At 50.2% G+C, this 18,087-nt stretch carries 12 protein-coding genes and 2 pseudogenes; 9 read left to right on the plus strand and 5 right to left on the minus strand.

The genetic code is table 11. From position 1 onward, the window contains the following. Positions 1–35: 35 nt before the first annotated feature. The 3 genes from ACLH1U_RS17495 to ACLH1U_RS17505 form a co-directional block, all read right to left on the minus strand. The gene (locus ACLH1U_RS17495) at positions 36–872 is read right to left on the minus strand and encodes an aldose 1-epimerase (RefSeq protein ID WP_411299366.1); all 837 of its coding nucleotides are present in this window, start codon (positions 870–872) and stop codon (positions 36–38) included. Beyond that, on the minus strand, positions 872–2,308 hold the full coding sequence (locus tag ACLH1U_RS17500; protein WP_032453728.1) for a sugar porter family MFS transporter: 1,437 nt from the start codon (positions 2,306–2,308) through the stop codon (positions 872–874). Before ACLH1U_RS17500 ends, ACLH1U_RS17495 begins: the two co-directional genes overlap by 1 nt. A gap of 69 nt (positions 2,309–2,377) precedes the next feature. Further along, the gene (locus ACLH1U_RS17505; protein ID WP_411299367.1) at positions 2,378–5,644 is read right to left on the minus strand and encodes a DUF5107 domain-containing protein; all 3,267 of its coding nucleotides are present in this window, start codon (positions 5,642–5,644) and stop codon (positions 2,378–2,380) included. Between the two features lie 115 nt (positions 5,645–5,759). Between ACLH1U_RS17505 and ACLH1U_RS17510 the strand changes: the two genes are divergently transcribed. The 6 genes from ACLH1U_RS17510 (at position 5,760) to ACLH1U_RS17535 (ending at position 14,213) form a co-directional block, all read left to right on the plus strand. Then, positions 5,760–6,956, plus strand: coding sequence for an ROK family transcriptional regulator (locus tag ACLH1U_RS17510; protein ID WP_049013886.1), 1,197 nt, complete (start codon positions 5,760–5,762; stop codon positions 6,954–6,956). 249 nt (positions 6,957–7,205) lie between these two features. Beyond that, positions 7,206–8,438 carry an oligosaccharide MFS transporter gene (locus ACLH1U_RS17515; RefSeq protein WP_064162342.1) on the plus strand — a complete coding sequence of 411 codons (1,233 nt, stop codon included), beginning with the start codon at positions 7,206–7,208 and terminating at the stop codon, positions 8,436–8,438. A gap of 33 nt (positions 8,439–8,471) precedes the next feature. After that, complete coding sequence (locus ACLH1U_RS17520) at positions 8,472–10,667, plus strand: beta-galactosidase (protein ID WP_411299368.1); 2,196 nt, start codon at positions 8,472–8,474, stop codon at positions 10,665–10,667. An 86-nt stretch (positions 10,668–10,753) separates the two neighbouring features. Further along, the gene (locus tag ACLH1U_RS17525) at positions 10,754–11,824 is read left to right on the plus strand and encodes a porin (protein WP_411299369.1); all 1,071 of its coding nucleotides are present in this window, start codon (positions 10,754–10,756) and stop codon (positions 11,822–11,824) included. A gap of 182 nt (positions 11,825–12,006) precedes the next feature. Beyond that, positions 12,007–13,455, plus strand: a complete 1,449-nt coding sequence (locus tag ACLH1U_RS17530; RefSeq protein WP_411299370.1) for a glycosyl hydrolase 53 family protein — start codon at positions 12,007–12,009, stop codon at positions 13,453–13,455. A gap of 83 nt (positions 13,456–13,538) precedes the next feature. After that, the gene (locus ACLH1U_RS17535; RefSeq protein WP_411299371.1) at positions 13,539–14,213 is read left to right on the plus strand and encodes a DUF2057 family protein; all 675 of its coding nucleotides are present in this window, start codon (positions 13,539–13,541) and stop codon (positions 14,211–14,213) included. A gap of 53 nt (positions 14,214–14,266) precedes the next feature. On the opposite strand, the pseudogene ACLH1U_RS17540 reads toward ACLH1U_RS17535, so the two are convergent. After that, positions 14,267–14,460: pseudogene (locus tag ACLH1U_RS17540) on the minus strand (transcriptional regulator); the annotation flags it as partial. Between the two features lie 30 nt (positions 14,461–14,490). Between ACLH1U_RS17540 and ACLH1U_RS17545 the strand changes: the two are divergent. Both ACLH1U_RS17545 and ACLH1U_RS17550 read left to right on the plus strand, forming a co-directional pair. Continuing rightward, positions 14,491–14,673, plus strand: a pseudogene (locus ACLH1U_RS17545) (oxidoreductase C-terminal domain-containing protein); the annotation flags it as partial. Between the two features lie 101 nt (positions 14,674–14,774). Further along, positions 14,775–15,197 carry a DoxX family protein gene (locus ACLH1U_RS17550; protein WP_023290656.1) on the plus strand — a complete coding sequence of 141 codons (423 nt, stop codon included), beginning with the start codon at positions 14,775–14,777 and terminating at the stop codon, positions 15,195–15,197. Between the two features lie 55 nt (positions 15,198–15,252). Here ACLH1U_RS17550 and glyA read toward each other — a convergent pair whose 3' ends face one another. Continuing rightward, positions 15,253–16,506, minus strand: coding sequence for a serine hydroxymethyltransferase (glyA, locus tag ACLH1U_RS17555; RefSeq protein WP_002914027.1), 1,254 nt, complete (start codon positions 16,504–16,506; stop codon positions 15,253–15,255). Between the two features lie 325 nt (positions 16,507–16,831). Between glyA and hmpA the strand changes: the two genes are divergently transcribed. After that, positions 16,832–18,022, plus strand: a complete 1,191-nt coding sequence (gene hmpA, locus ACLH1U_RS17560; RefSeq protein ID WP_411299372.1) for an NO-inducible flavohemoprotein — start codon at positions 16,832–16,834, stop codon at positions 18,020–18,022. The last annotated feature ends 65 nt before the right edge of the window (positions 18,023–18,087 follow it).

The following is an 18,087-nucleotide window of genomic DNA, read 5'->3' on the forward strand; positions in this document are numbered from 1 at the left end:
GGCGGGTGCAAGAGGCCCTCGCCCCAAAAATGGCGCTATCCGCGCCCCTGAACGTCTATTGTTAGCGAAAAGTTCAGCGTATCTCCAGTGCCCAAAACCCGCAGCCCCGGTTGGCCGTCCATGTTATGGGCGTTTACCGGGTGAGTTTGCGGCTCGAGGCAAAGGAACGGTTCATCCTGCATTCTGAAAAGCATCAACCACGGAGTTTGCGAAAGAATTGTGACATCCATCACATCACTAATCACCCTCGCCCGCCCGCTCCAGCCGGAATAGCCGACGTTTAGCCAGCGATCCTCACCGTACTGCGGGTGGCTGAAATCGGCATAGCCGGGAAGATGGTTTTGCCAGTCCAGCGGCAGGTGCTGTTCCCCTTCCGGCCAGTAGCCACTGGCGGCAAACTGCGCCGTGCTGCGCTTATCAAAGGAGAAAAAGGGATGAAAACCGCCGCCGTAGGGCATAGGCGTGCTACCGCAGTGGGTAAGCATCAGCGACGCTATCAGTTGGTTACCCTGCAGCTGATAGCGGATCTGCGCCAGGTAATCGAAACCGCAGACATGCTGCCGACGCAGCTGTAACACGCAAAAATCGCCGCCGCGCGCAATGATATCCCAACGCTGCAGCCAACCGTCGCCGTGGAGAAAAAAATGCGCGTCGGCGTGGTGACGTGGCAGGACTATCTCGCGTCCCTGAAAAATAAAGCGATTTCCGGCAACGCGATTGGCCATCGGCAGCATCGGAAACATGCCGCCGGCGGGATTTTCATATAGCACCGGCGCCTGATAATGCCGCGAGAATAAACTTTGCACTTTGCCGCCCAGAGAAGAGACGCACATCCGCAGATGCGCGTTCTCCAGAATCCACGCTTCCGCCATTAGCGCATCTGCTCCTGCTTCGCCGCATTAACGCCCGTATGGCGTTGCGCCAGCTGTTCTTCCAGGGCTTCGAGAGTGATCCCCTTTGTTTCCGGCACGTTGCGCAGAATATAGAGATAGCCGGCGGCGCAAATGACACCATACAGCAGGAAGCTGCCCGCCGCGCCCAGACCGGCATTAAGCAGCGGGAAAGTGTAGGTTAACAAGAAACAGGCAATCCACAGCGCCAGGGTGCCTAAAGACATGGCGAGTCCGCGAACGCGGTTGGGGAAGATTTCCGCCAGCAGCACCCAGGTGACCGGCGCCAGGGTCAAAGCGTAAATGGCAATCGCCGCCAGCACCAACAACAGTACCGGCCAGCCCATAATGCCCATGGCGTAAGCGCCGGCAATTAGCACATAGATCAGCGTCAATCCGGAAGCGCCGAGCAGCATCAGTTTACGGCGGCCGATCTTATCCACCAGCGGCAGCGCGGCGAGGGTAAACACCAGGTTGACGATCCCTGTTGCGACAATCGATTTCAGCGTGCTGTTAATATCGAATCCCGCCGAGGCAAAAATCTCCTGTGCGTAGTTGAAGATGACGTTAATTCCGCACCACTGCTGGAAGACGGCGAGGACCATGCCGATGATAACGATCGGTTTTACCTGCGGAGCCAGCAGCGCGCTATAGGAGATTTTATGGTTATCTTTTTCCAGCGTGTGCGCGATGTCGCGTAATATCCTGTCGGCATAGTCGGCGGAGCCAATGCGTTCCAGCGCGGCGCGGGCACGCTCGGGCTTCCCGGCCTTCATGAGCCAGCGCGGCGATTCGGGAACAAAGAACATTAGTATCAGAAACGCCAGCGCCGGCACCAGTTCCGCGCCGAACATCCAGCGCCAGCCCATCTGCCCGTTCCAGGTCTCCACAATCATCTGCTGTGTCGCTCCCGTCGCCACGGGTTCCGCAATCATCAGATTGATAAGCTGAGCGGCCAGCACGCCAATCACGATAGTGAGCTGGTTTATCGCAACAAAGCGCCCTCTTTTTTCTGCCGGGCTGACTTCGGCAATGTAAAGCGGGCTGAGAGCGGAAGCCAGACCAATCCCCACGCCGCCCACAATGCGGTAAACCACAAACATATCGAAACTGCTGGCGACCGCCGTCCCCCACGCCGAGGCGCTGAACAGCACGGCGGACAGTATTAAGGGCCGCTTGCGCCCGAGTTTATCGGCGCACCATCCCGAGATTAATGCGCCGAAAACGCAGCCCGCCAACGCCGAACTCATCGCCCAGCCGGACTGTGCCGGATCGGTAATAGAAAACCAGGCTTCATAAAATGGCTTTGCGCCGCCAATGACTACCCAGTCATAGCCAAACAGTAAACCACCGCAGGCGGCGACCAGACAGATAGTCCAGACGTAGCCCATTTTGAGATGTGTCTGCGCATTATTCATAATGATTCCTCTATAAGGGAAACGCAGGGAACAGTAGGGTTCAGGCGGGCCAGGCCCGCCCATTGAGGTTCAGGAAAAAATGCCGCTTTGCAGGGCATGACGAATCAGATGCGCCTTATCGTGAGCCGGGTTCAGCTGCAGAAGCCGCTGCATCGCCTGCTGGCTGGCGGATACATTCCCCAGCCCCAGATGGCCCAGCGCTTCAATAAACAAGCAGTGCTGCTGATGTTGCTGCTCCGGGCTGACGTCCAGCGCCACCAGATCCGGCAGCGATACGGCAAAGAAGTCCGTTTCCGGCACGCAGTCACGCTGTTGTTCTACCCAGTCGAGGAAGCTGCGGAAATGCGCATCCGCTTCAGAAGACTGACCGTTTGCCCGCATCGCCATACCCTGCCAGAACAAATAGTCAGCAGGCTGGTCATTGTAGTAACGCCCGGCGCTCAGGCCGTAATCCCCCAGCAGCGCCCGCGACAGCGCCTGAACGGCCAGCGCGTCTTCGCCTCGCATTTGATGGCAGTGCGCCAGCAGATACCAGATGTCGTTATCGGTCTGCCCCGGCAAGCGCCCTTCCCCCAGGTTCAGCGGATAGCGTAGCCCCTGCTGTAGTAATTCTATCGCCAGGCCGCTATCGCCCAGGGACATCGCCGTCAGCGCACGATGGATTTGGTTAAGCAGATACTGCCCCGTTACCTTCCCTTCCCCGCCCTCCCAAGGATGGAAATCGCGTTCGCGCAGCACCTGCGCCGCCTCGGCATATTCCCCAACGCCATTCCACAGGCTGAGCAGCTCGGCAGTGAGATCGTCACGCTTGAGCACCACTTCGCGACGCGGCGTCAGTAACGCCAGCCGCGCTTCCCGACTCTGGCCCTGCTGTTTGTTGAGATAATCCAGCTCAAATAAGAAGCGGGCGTTGTCTGGCTCCAGTGCCACCGCTTGTTGTAAATAGCGGCTCGCCAGTTGGGCGTTATGCTGTTTATTCCAGGCGTAGATCCCCAACAACCGGTGCACGGGCGCAAAGTCGGGCTGTTGTGCCAGCGTCTGCTGCCAGCAGGCAATGGCATCATCATAGCGACGTTTGCTGTACCAGAAGCAACCGAGCAGATAACAGGCAAAGGCGTCCTGTTGCAGAGATTGCAGCATCACTACTTCATCGAGCGTATTGGGGAAGCGGACGCATTTGGCAAAACTGCGCTGGGCATTAAGTAGATATGACTGCGGGTTGTCGCTGAGCGAAGCCTGCCAAAGCAGCGGCAATGTTTCCTGACAGTCCAGCAGCGCCAGCAGTTCGCTAGCCGCCTGCTTTTTACCCAGCGATACCAGCCACCCCGCCAGCGTACTGGCGTTAATACCTCGTCCCCCGGTCACCTGACGCAATGCGTCGCCCGACGCCTCATCGCCGCTAATGGCCCAACGCGCATAGTGCAACACATAGCTCAGCGGGTGCGTTTTCAACGCCAGGTCAATGTAGGTCAACGCCGTCTGTTGACTCTGCGTTGTTGCAAGCGCCAGCGCTTTCAACCCCATCGCGAGGTTATTACTGCCATTAAACTGCAGGCTGAGTTCAACCTTTGCCAGCGCGTCAGCCTCATCGCCGCGCACCATCGCCAGCCGCGCCAACGAATAAAACGCCGCATCGCGGCAGTTGCCGCTCCAGCTTGCCTTATAGTAGCTATCCCATGCTTTGCTCACTTCGCCCTGACGCTCGAAAGCCGCCCCCAGCAGTAGACTAGCTTCTCCATCGCGTGGGTTCTTGTTCAGTCGATGTGCTCGAGCCAGCGCCGATTCAGCACAGCGCTGCGCCATCAGCCAGTCGGCACGGTTCAGCGCCAGATTGCCCAGCGCCACGTTATTGCGATAGTCCTCCGGGTCCAGTTCAATGGCCCTACGGTAATAATCCTCGGCGTAACGGCTGGCATGGTTGTACTGCTCAATATGCTGGCCGATGAAATAAAGTTCTTCAGGGTTATGCAATTCGTGTGGCTGCTTTGGCGCGCTGGCGGCGTTGGGCAGCGGCGTCACTTCGGGAATGTGCTCCTCATACTGCAGCAGCGGCGTACCATCGCTGGCTAACACCGCCATGGTCAGGCGCTGCGGCCACCCCTCCGCCAGCGTCTCCTGCCAGCTTTCGCCCGGCTCCAGCGTCACCTGCGTACGCCACAGCGTTTGCTCGCCATCGCGAATTTCCACCCGCACGTCGTGCAGCGGCGCAACGGCATACAGCCCCAGCGCCAGTTGCGACGCCTGACGTTCAAGACGCATCACCAGCCGGGTACTGGCGTTCTGCACCGACGATAGCTCACTGTAGGGGAGAAAATTCTGTACAAAAACCTTCTCTTCATACGGTGCAAGCCAGGTGAAGTCCGGCTGGTTATCGGTGTACACCCCGGTCATCAGCTCAATGTAAGGGCCGTTTTCGTCGGTCAACTGACGATCCCAAGCCTGACCAAACTCGCCGTGACCCCATGACCACTGTTTTTTTCCGGGCGAGATGTGATGATCCGCCACGTGCAGCAAGCCACCGCGCTCGCCGTGATGCCAGGCGCCGACAAAATCATATTCTGACTTTTCCGCCATGTAGGAAGTGGGGACTGGCACATTCTTATAGCGAGAGATATCGACACCCGCGGAATAGTCCACTTTGTAATAGGTACCGGTGGCAATAGGAAATGACGAGACGGCACGTTTACCGTGATCGAACACCGCCGTGACGTCTGGCGGGAATACGCTCTGGTGATCGTCTCCCCCCTTCACCGCTGGGTTTGACCACCACAGGAAATGGCGCGGTGTGGCGTTACCGTTAAACACTTTGCCGGTAATTTCCACGAGCGCCCTGTCCGGGTACAGCGTGAAGCCAGCCATCAACTGTAAGCCGCGCATCGGTTCGACTTCCCCCATCCACACCGTTTGTTCACCGTGTTCACCCTGCGTAATGGTGAAATCAACGGGCATAAAAGTGGTTGGACGATGGTGCTGAGGCCAGTTGAACTCGATACCGCCGGAGATCCAAGGCCCTAATAGCCCAACCAACGCGGGTTTCACCACTTCGTTGTAGTAGACGAAATCGCGCTGTTTGACCTTGTCATACGCACGATGAATACGGCCGCCGAGTTCCGGTAACAGCATAATTCGAATGAAATCATTCTCCATCCATACTGCCTGATAATCACGCATCTCACGTTCGCCGGTCAGGGTGTCAATCACCCCATAGGGATACACCGCGCCCGACGACCCCTGATACACACGCTTTTCGAGAAACATCGGGTTTGCGTCTTCATTGCCCGTTGTCCACGTTGGTAACGTAAGGGTCTCCTTCCAGACCTTAACCACTCCGTACATAATCATTCTCCAGTAAACAAAACACAGTGAAATACGATAGGATGGCAGTGTAGAGGAGTTAATTTCCGGTAAATTGCGCGATGCTCACGCATTACAATTAACAAGGTTTAGTAATATGCAGATAGCAGGACTGAATAACCAAACGGTGAGGCAGCACAACCGCCGAGCAATTATGACGCTGATTTGGCGCTATAAGCGTTTGAGTAAATCGCAACTGGCCACGCACACCGGGTTATCTATTCCAGCGATCAGCAAGATCCTCGACGAACTGGTTGGCGAAGGGAAACTCAGCCACTACAGCGAAAACCTCAGCTCGCGTGGGATGAACAGCGGGCACTATCAGATCCCCAAGGAGGGACCGCTGATTCTGTGCATGAACGTCACGCCCACCAGCATTGAAAATCAGCTAATCGATGCGCAAATGACGCCTGTCGGCGAATTTCTCCAGACTCAGATTAACGCCCCCACGCCAGAACACCTGCTTTCAGCCATTGAAGCATTGTGGCGTGAACAGCAAAAAAAATGCCCGGGACGGCGAATCAATCTTGCGCTTGGGGTTCATGGTCAGGTGGATCCTGATACGGGTGTCTCGCAAACAATGCCGCAGGCACCGTGGAAAAAACCAATTGAGATTAAGTACCTGCTGGAGGAACGTCTGGGAGTATCGGTTCGCGTCGATAACGACTGCATCATGCTAGCGCTGGCTGAGAAGTGGCAAAATAGCGGTAATCGTCAGGACTTTTGTATCGTCAATGTCGACTACGGTATTGGTTCATCATTTGTCATCAACGGCCAAATCTACCGCGGGATGCTCAACGGCAGCGGGCAGATTGGGCATACGATTTTCGATCGTGACGGCACTGCCTGCGATTGCGGACGCTACGGCTGTCTGGAAACCGTCGCATCACTCTCGGCGCTAAAAAAACAGGCACGAGTGTGGTTGAAATCACAACCTATATCGTCCGGTTTAGACCCAGAAAATATGACCAGCAGCCAGCTCATCGACGCCTGGCACAACGGCGACGAGCAGGTGGTGCAGTGGGTTGAAGAAGCGGCGAATGCCATTGGGTTAACGCTATATAATCTCCTGAATATTCTAAATATTAACCAAATTTGGTTCTATGGTCGCAGCTGTGAATTCGGCGACAGATGGCTACAGACTATCTATCGGCAGATTGGTTTTACACCTTTTGACCAGGGCGACGCCGTTCGCATGCGTCAAACGCAGATAGGCTTCGGCAATCTGACCCGCCAGCAGCAGATCACCGGCATTGGCTATCTATATGTTGAAGCCGCGTTGGCACACGCCTGATTGACCGGTCATTTTCCATCACCGCATAAAAGACGATTAGTAATCTTTGTTTACTGAAATATAAATCTCGGCGCAAAGTCCGCCAGCACTTGTTGCTCTACGCTACCACTCTGATTCTGGATAAAAACAGATTATGCACTTACATAATCTGTGGATACATCTTTATAGAATAAATAACGTGCATTGTCGTTTGCATGAAAAATACCAGACAAAGCACATTTTAAATATTCGTGTGGGCGAGGCTTTAAGATGAACCTTACAAGCAGGAAAAATTATGTATTGCTAAGTGCCTTTGATTTTTTATACCTATTTTCATGGTCAGCGACCATGTCATTTTTTGTGATTTGGACCACGCAGCACTTAGGGATAAGTGCCACCAACATTGGCATTATCTATTCGATTAATGCCATGATTGCTTTACTGATGCAGCCTATCTTTGGCTATATTTCAGATAAACTAGGCCTCAAGAAAAGGCTGGTATGGTTCTTAATTTTATTACTTTTGCCTGTTGGGCCATTTTTTATCTATGTCTATGCACCATTACTGGTCAATGCCTTTTGGGTCGGGGCGGTGCTTGGCGGTGTGTATCTGGGCATTATATTTAATACTGGCTGCGGTGTTATAGACAGTTATCTTGATAAAGTATCCAGACGGTATGAATTCGAATACGGAAGAGTAAGAATGTGGGGGTCATTAGGTTGGGCATTCGCAACCTGGTTGACCGGTAAATATATCGACTCAAATCCTGACATTCCTTTCTGGATGGGAAGTATAGCCATCCTACTGGCAGGGTTTTGCTTTCTTTTTACCCGCATTGATTTAACCAAGGATGAAGTTAATGCAACGGAATCACTCAAGGTAGTAAACGCGTTAGAATTGCTCAAAAACAAGCAATTTTGGATGTTGATGATTTTCATGCTTTTTGTGAATCAGATATATGATACTTACGATCAGCAGTTCGCCCAATATTTCTCTATGCAATTTACTACTCGAGCAGAAGGCAACCATTGGTTTGGCGTTCTAGGCTCTATTCAGGTGTGCTTCGAAACGGTATTTCTTGCCATAGTTCCGTTTTTCGTTAATCGCATCGGTGCAAAAAAAGCATTAATCCTGGCAGGCACAATCATGACGGCGAGAATTTTAGGTTCTGCGATTGAACTGGGCCCAATCTGGATAGCATCAATGAAAATGGCACATGCCATCGAAAAACCATTAATTGTCGTATCACTCTTCAAGTTTATCGCAGCTAACTTCGATAACAAACTCTCTTCTACAGTATATCTTCTGATGTTATTTTCTGCGTCATTAGCTACCACTATTTACTCACCACTCGCAGGGTATCTCTACGATTCAGTTGGCTTTGTTAACGCTTATATTATCTTTGGTTCTATTGCCGGCACCTTTACGATTTTCTCTTCAATTATGCTAGAAGATAAAGACAAAAAAAGAGTAAAGCCATATTCAGAGTCAACGCCAGCATAACAAAAAATAGTTAAAACATATGGAGAATGCATAATGATTTATCATTTTAAGAATGAACAACCCTCTAACTTATTGCGTGGACACCTTAATCTTGGCGGCCATAATGGAAACACTTCACTAGAAGTGACTAATTATTATCTTGAGAAAAATGGCGAGTGCTGGATTCCAATAATGGGAGAAATCCACTACGGGCGAGTTAATCGTGAGATATGGAAAGATGAACTATTGAAGATAAAAGCAGGAGGCATCACCGTCATTGCTGCTTATGTCTTCTGGATTTTCCATGAAGAGGAGGAAGGACAGTTTAACTTCACGGGAAATTATGATTTACGGCACTTCCTCACCCTAATTCAGGAGTGCGGATTAGAGGTTGTTATGCGCATAGGCCCATGGTGCCACGCAGAACTACGAAACGGTGGCTTCCCGGATTGGTTAGTGAAAAAAGGCTGCAGGACACGCACTGATGATCCGGAATACCTAAACTACGTAACACGCTACTGGCGTCAATTGAAAACCCAGATGAGTGGTTTCCTGTTTGAGGAAGGTGGCCCGATTTGCGCCATTCAGTTGGAGAACGAACTGACGGATAACGCAGCCCACATCAAAACGCTAAAAGATCTTGCTCTCGAACTGGGACTAAAGGCACCGATTTATACTGCCACGGGCTGGAATGCGACCTACGGCGCAGCAATTCCTGAACGGGATGTTCTGCCTGTATTTGGTGGATACGCGGATGCCCCCTGGGAAGAGCATACCAGGCAGCTTGAGCCGGTTTCACACTATTTTTTCCTGCCTGCGCGAAATGACCACTCCATCGGAAAAGATCTCATTATCGCCAAAGAGACGGATGATGATGTATTTCAGATGAAATACGACCTTTATCCTTTTGCAACTTGCGAAATTGGGCCAGGCGTTCAGGTAACGCATCATCGCCGCCCTGTCATTAGCCCAGATGACGCAGCATCACTTGCGATGGTTAAGATTGGTTGTGGCAATAATATGCCGGGATACTACATGTACCGTGGCGGCACCAATCCAATTGGCCAAAAGCATACAATGCAGGAGTCAAAAGCAACGGGTTACCCAAATGATTTGCCCGTACGTAGCTACGACTTCCAGGCGCCTATTGGTGAGTTTGGGCAGATAAATCCACAGTACGGTAAGCTAAAAATTCAGCACCATTTCCTGAACGCCTTTGGTGATTCACTGGGAAAAATGCATCCACAGTTTCAAGCAATAGAACTTGATGGACGCTATGACACACATTCCTTACGCTATGGGTTACGCACAAACGGGCAAAGTGGCTATGTTTTTGTTAATAACTATCAAAGACATAGTAATCTTTCCGCACATGACGGCGTACAATTTGTCGTTCCGGTTGCCAACGGTACATTGACATTCCCGCACCAGGGTCTGCACGTTCCGTCAGGGAGCTATTTCATTCTACCCTATAACCTGAATATCAGCGGCAATACGCTCGCTTATGCCACGGCTCAGTTGCTATATCAACATGACAACACAGTATTCTTTATGGCTCTGGATGGTATTGATGCTGAATTCACTTGGGCCGATGGTTCGTCTAATAAAGTTCGTGCAGGTCTTGATAGCACTTTTAAACATCAGAGCGAAGGCATTTCCATAAACGTTGTTACATTGACACAGCAACAGGCTGAACAACTGTTTGTCCTCGAAGGAGAGATATTTTATTCACCAGCAGATCTATTCCGGGATGGTGAATATCTTACTGCTTACCGACAAGCTAACAGTGATCTATCCTGGTTTCATTGGAACGGCTCGAAGTTTATTGAACATGAATATCATAAACCTTCACTCACGAACTGTATTGAGTACCACGAAATTACTACTGAGATTCCTGAAACTCTGGGTAGCGAAGAACTCCTATTATCAAAAACCGATCAGATTAAATCCTGGCGGTTAAATATAGATAACATCAACCTAGCCGATAATTCTGATGCATTAATTTGTCTTGACTATATCGGTGACATTGCTCAGTTATATGTTGACGATATTCTTGTTGCCGATGACTTCTATAAAGGAACGACATGGCTCGTCAGCCTTCGACATATAAAACGATTTGGCAACAACGTCAAACTCATCATATCTAAAAAAACGGAAGACAATATTTACATTGAATCAGAGGAGCGGACCGGACTGGACTTAAAAGATATTCACCTGGACGTTATTTACGACCATAAATTCAAAATCTAAATTAACAAATTAAAAAATAAAGCTGGCGTTATTAACTCAACGCCAGCTTGCCTAACAATGCCTACTGTATTTTACTGGAGATAAAAGTGAATAAAGCTAAGCTATTAGCCGTTATGATTCCTATTGTCTTATTTATAGATCATGCGCAAGCGATAGAAATTTACAACAAGAATGGAACGAAAGTAGATTTATATGGTGGAATGAATTCTCGTAGAGAGTTCAATAGTGATGGCAATTACGATAAATCACTTGTTGATTTGGGGTTTTATGGGGAGTCAAAGGTCACAAGTGATATTACTGGCTACGGATTCTGGCAATATCGTATTACCGGCGGTGAAAATGAATGGAGCTCAAATGGTGGAGTCCGACAACAATTTGCTGGCCTAAAAATGGTTAATGTTGGCTCACTGGATTATGGGCGAAACTATGGCGTTTTATACGATGTTGAACGCTATACCGATATCGCACCTTACTTCTCTGGTGATACATGGACAAATGCATCAGACAACTTTATGGTTAGCCGTGGTGATGGCATGCTCACCTATCGGAATGAGGATTTTTTTGGCAAACTTTCTGGCCTTGATTTTGGACTACAGTATCAAGCAAAACGTGAGGGATATGACCCGGATAAAGAAAATGGTGAGGGTTATGGTTACTCTCTAAGTTATCAGATCGCCCAAGGGTTAACCTTGACGGGTGCCTATAGCAATTCTCGTCGCACTCAAAAACAAAACACCCTCGAGTTGGAGGGGGAGAAATATGCTGAAGCGTGGGGGATTGGTGGACTCTATACTTCTGATCATCTATACCTCGCATCGGTCTACTCAGAGACCAGAAATCTTACTCCCATAAATAAATCATGGGCTGATTACAAAACGGCAGACAAAACACAGAACATGGAGTTTGTATTACAGTATCAATTTGATAACGGGTTACGCCCTTCCATTTCATATGTCCAGAGTAAAGTAAAAGATAAAACAGCCGGTAACTTTGACATGGCGGAATATATACAAGCAGGTGTGCTTTATAAACTTACTGCGAACGTACAACTGTGGTTCGATCACCGTTTTAGCCTGGTTAACGAAGATTCAGAACTTGTGAATTATCGCATCATTGATGATGATCGTTCAGCAGCTGGTGTTATCTTCATGTTTTAATCATAACTAAACATATCACACCTTAACTCGGTTATAATTTCGAGAGGATTTATAATGACAAACAAAAAACGTCAAAACAAATAGGTTTGTTCATATTCGCAACTGCGCTTCTCAGTTTTCAGGGATGTGTTCAGGCATCATCGACTACTCTGGCAGAAAATGGCTGGACATCGACAGGCGATGTGAATGCAAGCTATATTGCCTCTAAGGGCCATTATGATAATACCAGTCTCGGGCATAAGTCTGATAGTGCGTATGCTGTTGAATCCTTCCATGTCTTGAAAAACATTAAAGACGGAAAATACTACTTGCGGGCGTATACACAAAGTAGTGGCGGGCAATCAGTGGCCGAAATATTCACCCGGAATTGCGGTGGGGCAGATTCACATACAGCTATTCCTAAAACCGAAGGGAATACAGATCACTGGACTATTGTCGAATCTCAGCAAATCCAGGTATCCGGAGGTAACTGTACGATTGGAGTGAGTTCAAAGGGAAATGCAGGTCAATGGTTACTTGCAGATAATTTTGAATTACTACCGCAACCTCAACCTGGAGTCCCCCCCACCGCTATGCACGTTGGTGGTGATATCACATATCGAAATCTCACTTATTCAGTTGGCGGTAAATGGGCTGACGAGAAAGGGAATGAAAAGGATGTCCTCAGTATTCTTCAGGATAATGCCTTCAATCTCGCGCGGATCCGTATTTATAACAAACCTGGCACACCGGTAGATCTTAACGGTAATTCTTATCGTTTACAGGAAGGGTTTCAGGACTTGAACGATGCAGTTAAAACGGCCAAAGCAGCAAAAGATCATGGCATGACTCTGTTCCTGTCACTTCATTATAGTGATTTCTGGACTAATCCAGCACAGCAGGCGGTTCCAAAAGATTGGGAAGGTCTTAAAGGTGCCGCGCTACAAAAAGCATTATATAATTTTACCTATAAAGTGATGACGACCCTTAAAGCAAATAACGTTACGCCTGAATATATTTCCATTGGAAATGAAATTAATGATGGTGTTGCTGGGGTAACTCGCGGCGAAGAGTACTACCAACTTTTGCAGAAAGGCTATGAAGCCGTGAAAGCAGTTTCTCCTGAAACGAAAGTTGTCATCCATCTTACCGTCCCTAACCAACAGTTTTATGAGGGATGGATTGATGATGCCAGGAAATATGGTCTCAACTATGACCTTATTGGTGCATCCATGTATCCATTCTGGACCAACATGTCTATTGGTGAAATGGCAAACTTTGTAAACCATATCGCAAAATATTCTGATAAGCATGTAATGATCTGTGAGGTAGGCTATCCATGGACGTTAAAAACACAGTTCGGAGCCGCTGATATTCAATCGCTCATTGTCGCTAACAACCTTGATCCGGATGGGCCAGAAAACTATGGGGCTACGCCTGAAGGACAGTTGAAATATATGAAGGAGTATTTCCGAGCCATGTATAACACAGGCGTTGTAGAAGGCATCTCGTACTGGGATCCCATTGCCATAGATGTTAAAGGAGCTGGATGGGTTGTTGGGGAATCGAGTGCGGTTGAGGATACCAGCTTCTTTGATTATCAGACGCCACATCGTGCGCTTGAAAGCTTAAAAGCATTCTATAGCTATTGATAAAAAAACACTCCCTACTTAACGATGCTACAGGTAGGGAGCTTTACTCAAGAACTTAATAAAAATACCAGTTTGGAGCCATCATGAAAAATATAAAAAAAATCTTTACTGTCGTCCTACTTACCTGTACCACTCCAGTCCTGGCCCAATCAACATTAACTATTCCAGATGATGTCACTATTTATGTTGTAAATGGTCAGAACTATGATAAAGATCGTTTTATCTTTAGCTCTACAAATGACTTAAAACTTCCTGATGGCGAAAATCAGATCGTATTTAAATTCAGAACTACGGTAAAACAAGGTACCGATGATTTCAGAACTTATGATAGTGACACTATCATTGCAAAATTCACCATCAATTCAACGCATGCCAGAATGATTATGCCTAACTACTGGACATTCACTGAAGCACAAGATGGGATAAAAAACTTATCCTGGCAAATAAAAACGGACAAGGGCGAACAACTCTCGGTTACACAAGATACGCTTCCTGGAAACGGAATTCAGATCGCACGGGATTATGAAAAAGAAGTCAGAAATTATAATAATCATAACGGTCCCGCTGCAATCAGTTCTCAATCGGCACTATTGACAGTACCGATTGAAGGTAATAATGAAAATGTTCCCAGTAAAAGATATAAAAATGATGATCCGGCGTTACAAGCTACGACATCTGAAATGCTTAAGTATTGGTATCAAAAAGCTGATGACAAAACGAAAAAACAATTTAATGAATACCTTAAATCACAGCAATAATTGATTACAATAGACACATTCAAAAAAATACTACTTTTTGAGTTGTCGTCCGATATGGGCCGTAGATGCACTAGCTCAATATAATCATTTAGGGCGGGCTTTAGTTCGCTCTTTTTCCACGCCATTAACAACGCCAGTATCGGTGCTTCGCCTTTAATCCGCCCCCCTGCCCGGTATTAAAATTATTCATATAACCGGGTATCAAAGTGCCCCCGCCCCTGCCAATGAGATTCGTTGTCACCAGAATTAAACAGCGCCATCCAACAGGCAGCGGTGGTGTCGGGGAGCGCCCGCCGATCGCAAAGCGATCTGGTTCCAGCTGCGTGACGGCGTGTTAACCGGCGCGGTCACCCTCAATCACGGTCGCGAGATCCGCACGCTGCGCAAGCTCATCCAGAGTGGTCAAGCGGTGAACGCCGAAACGCTATGCGATGAAAGCGTCCCGTTAAAAACGCGGTAATTTCGCTGTTCAGCGGACCGGGGATGTTGCCAGAACTAACGTGGCGGGAAGCAAAAACGTGTATTACGTTTAAAGGACACTTCTCTCATAACGAGCTGATTATGAACACACTCCGCTATTTTGATTTTGGCGCATCCCGCTCTCTGCTACTGCTTATCGCCCGCATCGCCGTGGTAGTTCTGTTTATTCTTTTTGGCTACCCCAAACTGCTGGGCTTTGACGGTACGGTGCAGTACATGGCCGCCTCCGGCGCGCCGATGCCGACCCTGGCGGCGATTATCGCCGTCATTATGGAAGTGCCTGCCGCCATTTTAATTGTGCTGGGCTTTTTCACCCGCCCGCTGGCGGTCATCTTTATCTTCTACACCCTGGGCACCGCGGTGATTGGCCATCACTACTGGGATATGACTGGCGATGCGGTATTGCCGAACATGATTAACTTCTGGAAAAACGTCAGCATCGCCGGCGCTTTCCTGCTGCTGGCGGTAACCGGCCCCGGGGCGATCTCCCTCGACCGCCGCTAATCCCCAGACGCAAAAAAGGCCGCAAACGCGGCCTTTTTGATGTCAACGCTAACGCTTACGCATAAACCGGGAAGCGGGCGCAGATATCCAGGACTTTGCCTTTCACGCGCTCAATGACCGCGTCGTCATTGATATTGTCCAGCACATCACACATCCAGCCAGCCAGCTCTTTGACTTCCGCTTCTTTAAAGCCGCGGCGAGTCACTGCCGGAGAACCGATACGGATACCGGAGGTTACGAACGGGCTCTTCGGATCGTTCGGCACGCTGTTTTTGTTGACGGTGATGTTGGCGCGGCCCAGGGCAGCGTCAGCTTCTTTACCGGTCAGATTTTTATCCACCAGGTCCAGCAGGAACAGATGGTTCTCAGTACCGCCAGACACCACTTTGTAGCCGCGGTTCAGGAACACTTCCACCATTGCTTTGGCGTTTTTCGCAACCTGCTGCTGGTAAACTTTAAACTCTGGCTCCATCGCTTCTTTCAGCGCCACCGCTTTCGCTGCGATAACGTGCATCAGCGGGCCGCCCTGCGCGCTTGGGAATACCGCAGAGTTCAGTTTCTTGTACAGCTCTTCGCTACCGCCTTTCGCCAGGATCAGGCCGCCGCGCGGACCCGCCAGGGTTTTGTGGGTGGTGGTGGTCACGACGTGAGCATGCGGAACCGGGTTCGGATACACGCCAGCGGCGATCAGGCCTGCCACGTGCGCCATATCGACAAACAGGTATGCGCCGATGCTGTCAGCGATTTCACGCATTTTTGCCCAGTCAACGATACCGGAGTAAGCGGAGAAACCACCGATGATCATCTTCGGTTTATGTTCCTGAGCCTGCTTCGCCATGTCGTCATAGTCAATTTTGCCGGACTCATCAATACCGTAAGGGATGATGTTGTACAGTTTGCCGGAGAAGTTAACCGGAGAGCCGTGAGTCAGGTGGCCGCCCTGCGCCAGGTTCATCCCCAGCACGGTATCGCCCGGCTGCAGCAGCGCGGTGTAGACGGCAAAGTTAGCCTGGGAGCCGGAGTGCGGCTGGACGTTAGCATAGTCAGCGCCGAACAGCTCTTTCGCGCGGTCGATAGCCAGCTGCTCAACCACGTCGACATATTCGCAGCCGCCGTAGTAACGCTTGCCCGGATATCCTTCAGCATATTTGTTGGTCAGCTGAGAGCCCTGCGCCTGCATCACGCGCGGACTGGTGTAGTTTTCGGAGGCGATCAGTTCGATGTGCTCTTCCTGACGTACTTTTTCCTGCTCCATAGCCTGCCACAGTTCGGCATCATAATCGGCAATGTTCATTTCACGCTTTAACATCCGCATCTCCTGACTCAGCTAACAATAAAATTTCGGCCTAAAAAGGCGGTCCGATTGGACAACGGCCCACAGTATAACCGAATCATTCTGTGATAACAGGTCTTGACAAAGGATTTTACGCAAACGTTTGGCTCCGCATGACACAAGGCTTTGAGCAATAACGCCTCTCTCAGTATCAACGGATTTCTTTTCAGGATTGTGATGCAAATTCTTCATGTTGTAACTGCAACGGCGGAAAGTGTTAAAGAACCATTTACAACGCAGGGTTATTTCCTTAAGATGCATTTAAAATACATCATTAAAGTAACACACAAGGAAGCACGCTATGCTCGACGCTCAAACCATCGCTACGGTCAAAGCCACCATCCCCCTGCTGGTAGAGACTGGACCAAAATTAACCGCCCATTTCTACGATCGTATGTTTGCGCATAACCCGGAGCTCAAAGAGATCTTCAATATGAGCAACCAGCGCAACGGCGACCAGCGAGAAGCGTTGTTCAACGCCATTGCCGCCTACGCCAGCAATATCGATAACCTGCCCGCCCTGCTGCCGGCGGTGGAAAAAATCGCCCAGAAACACACCAGTTTCCAGATCAAACCGGAGCAGTACAACATCGTGGGCAGCCATCTGCTGGCGACCCTCGATGAAATGTTCAGCCCGGGTCAGGAAGTCCTTGATGCCTGGGGGAAAGCTTACGGCGTGCTGGCGAACGTCTTTATCGGCCGCGAAGCCGAGATCTATCAGCAAAACGCCAGTAAAACCGGCGGCTGGGAAGGGACCCGCGCGTTCCGCATCGTGAAGAAAACCCCGCGCAGCCAGCTTATCACCAGCTTTGAGCTCGAGCCGGTCGACGGCCAGCCGGTCGCCGATTACCAGCCTGGCCAGTATCTGGCCATCTGGCTGAAGCCGGAAGATTTCGAATATCAGGAAATTCGCCAGTACTCCCTGACCCGCAAAGCGGACGGCAAGGGCTACCGCATCGCGGTTAAACGCGAGGAAGACGGCCAGGTTTCCAGCTGGCTGCATAACCATGCCAGCGAAGGCGATGTGGTCTATCTGGCGGCGCCGGCCGGGGACTTCTTCCTTAACGTTGAGCCGCAGACGCCGGTCACTCTGCTCTCCGGCGGCGTCGGGCAAACGCCGATGCTGGCGATGCTGGATGCGCTGGCGAAGAGCCGCCATCAGGGTCAGGTGAACTGGTTCCATGCGGCGGAAAATGGCGAAGTCCATGCCTTTGCGGATGAAGTGCAGGCGCTCGGCGCGGCGCTGCCGGCGTTTACCGCTCACGTCTGGTATCGCAACCCGAGCGAGGCCGACCGTCAGGCAGGACGTTTTGATAGCGAAGGTTTTATGGATTTAGCGGCGGTGGCGGAAACCCTTCGCGACCCGCAGATGCAGTTCTATCTCTGCGGCCCGGTGGCCTTTATGCAGTATGCGGCGCAGCAGTTGGTGGCGCTGGGGGTGAATAAAGACAACATTCATTACGAATGCTTCGGGCCGCATAAGGTGCTGTAAGCCCCGACGACGCGGGGATTTGCCGGGTAAGCGCAGCGCCACCCGGCAATACTGCAGCGAGCGGC

The organism is Klebsiella sp. 1SOBk5mer (assembly GCF_046603115.1).
Lineage (GTDB): Bacteria > Pseudomonadota > Gammaproteobacteria > Enterobacterales > Enterobacteriaceae > Klebsiella > Klebsiella quasipneumoniae.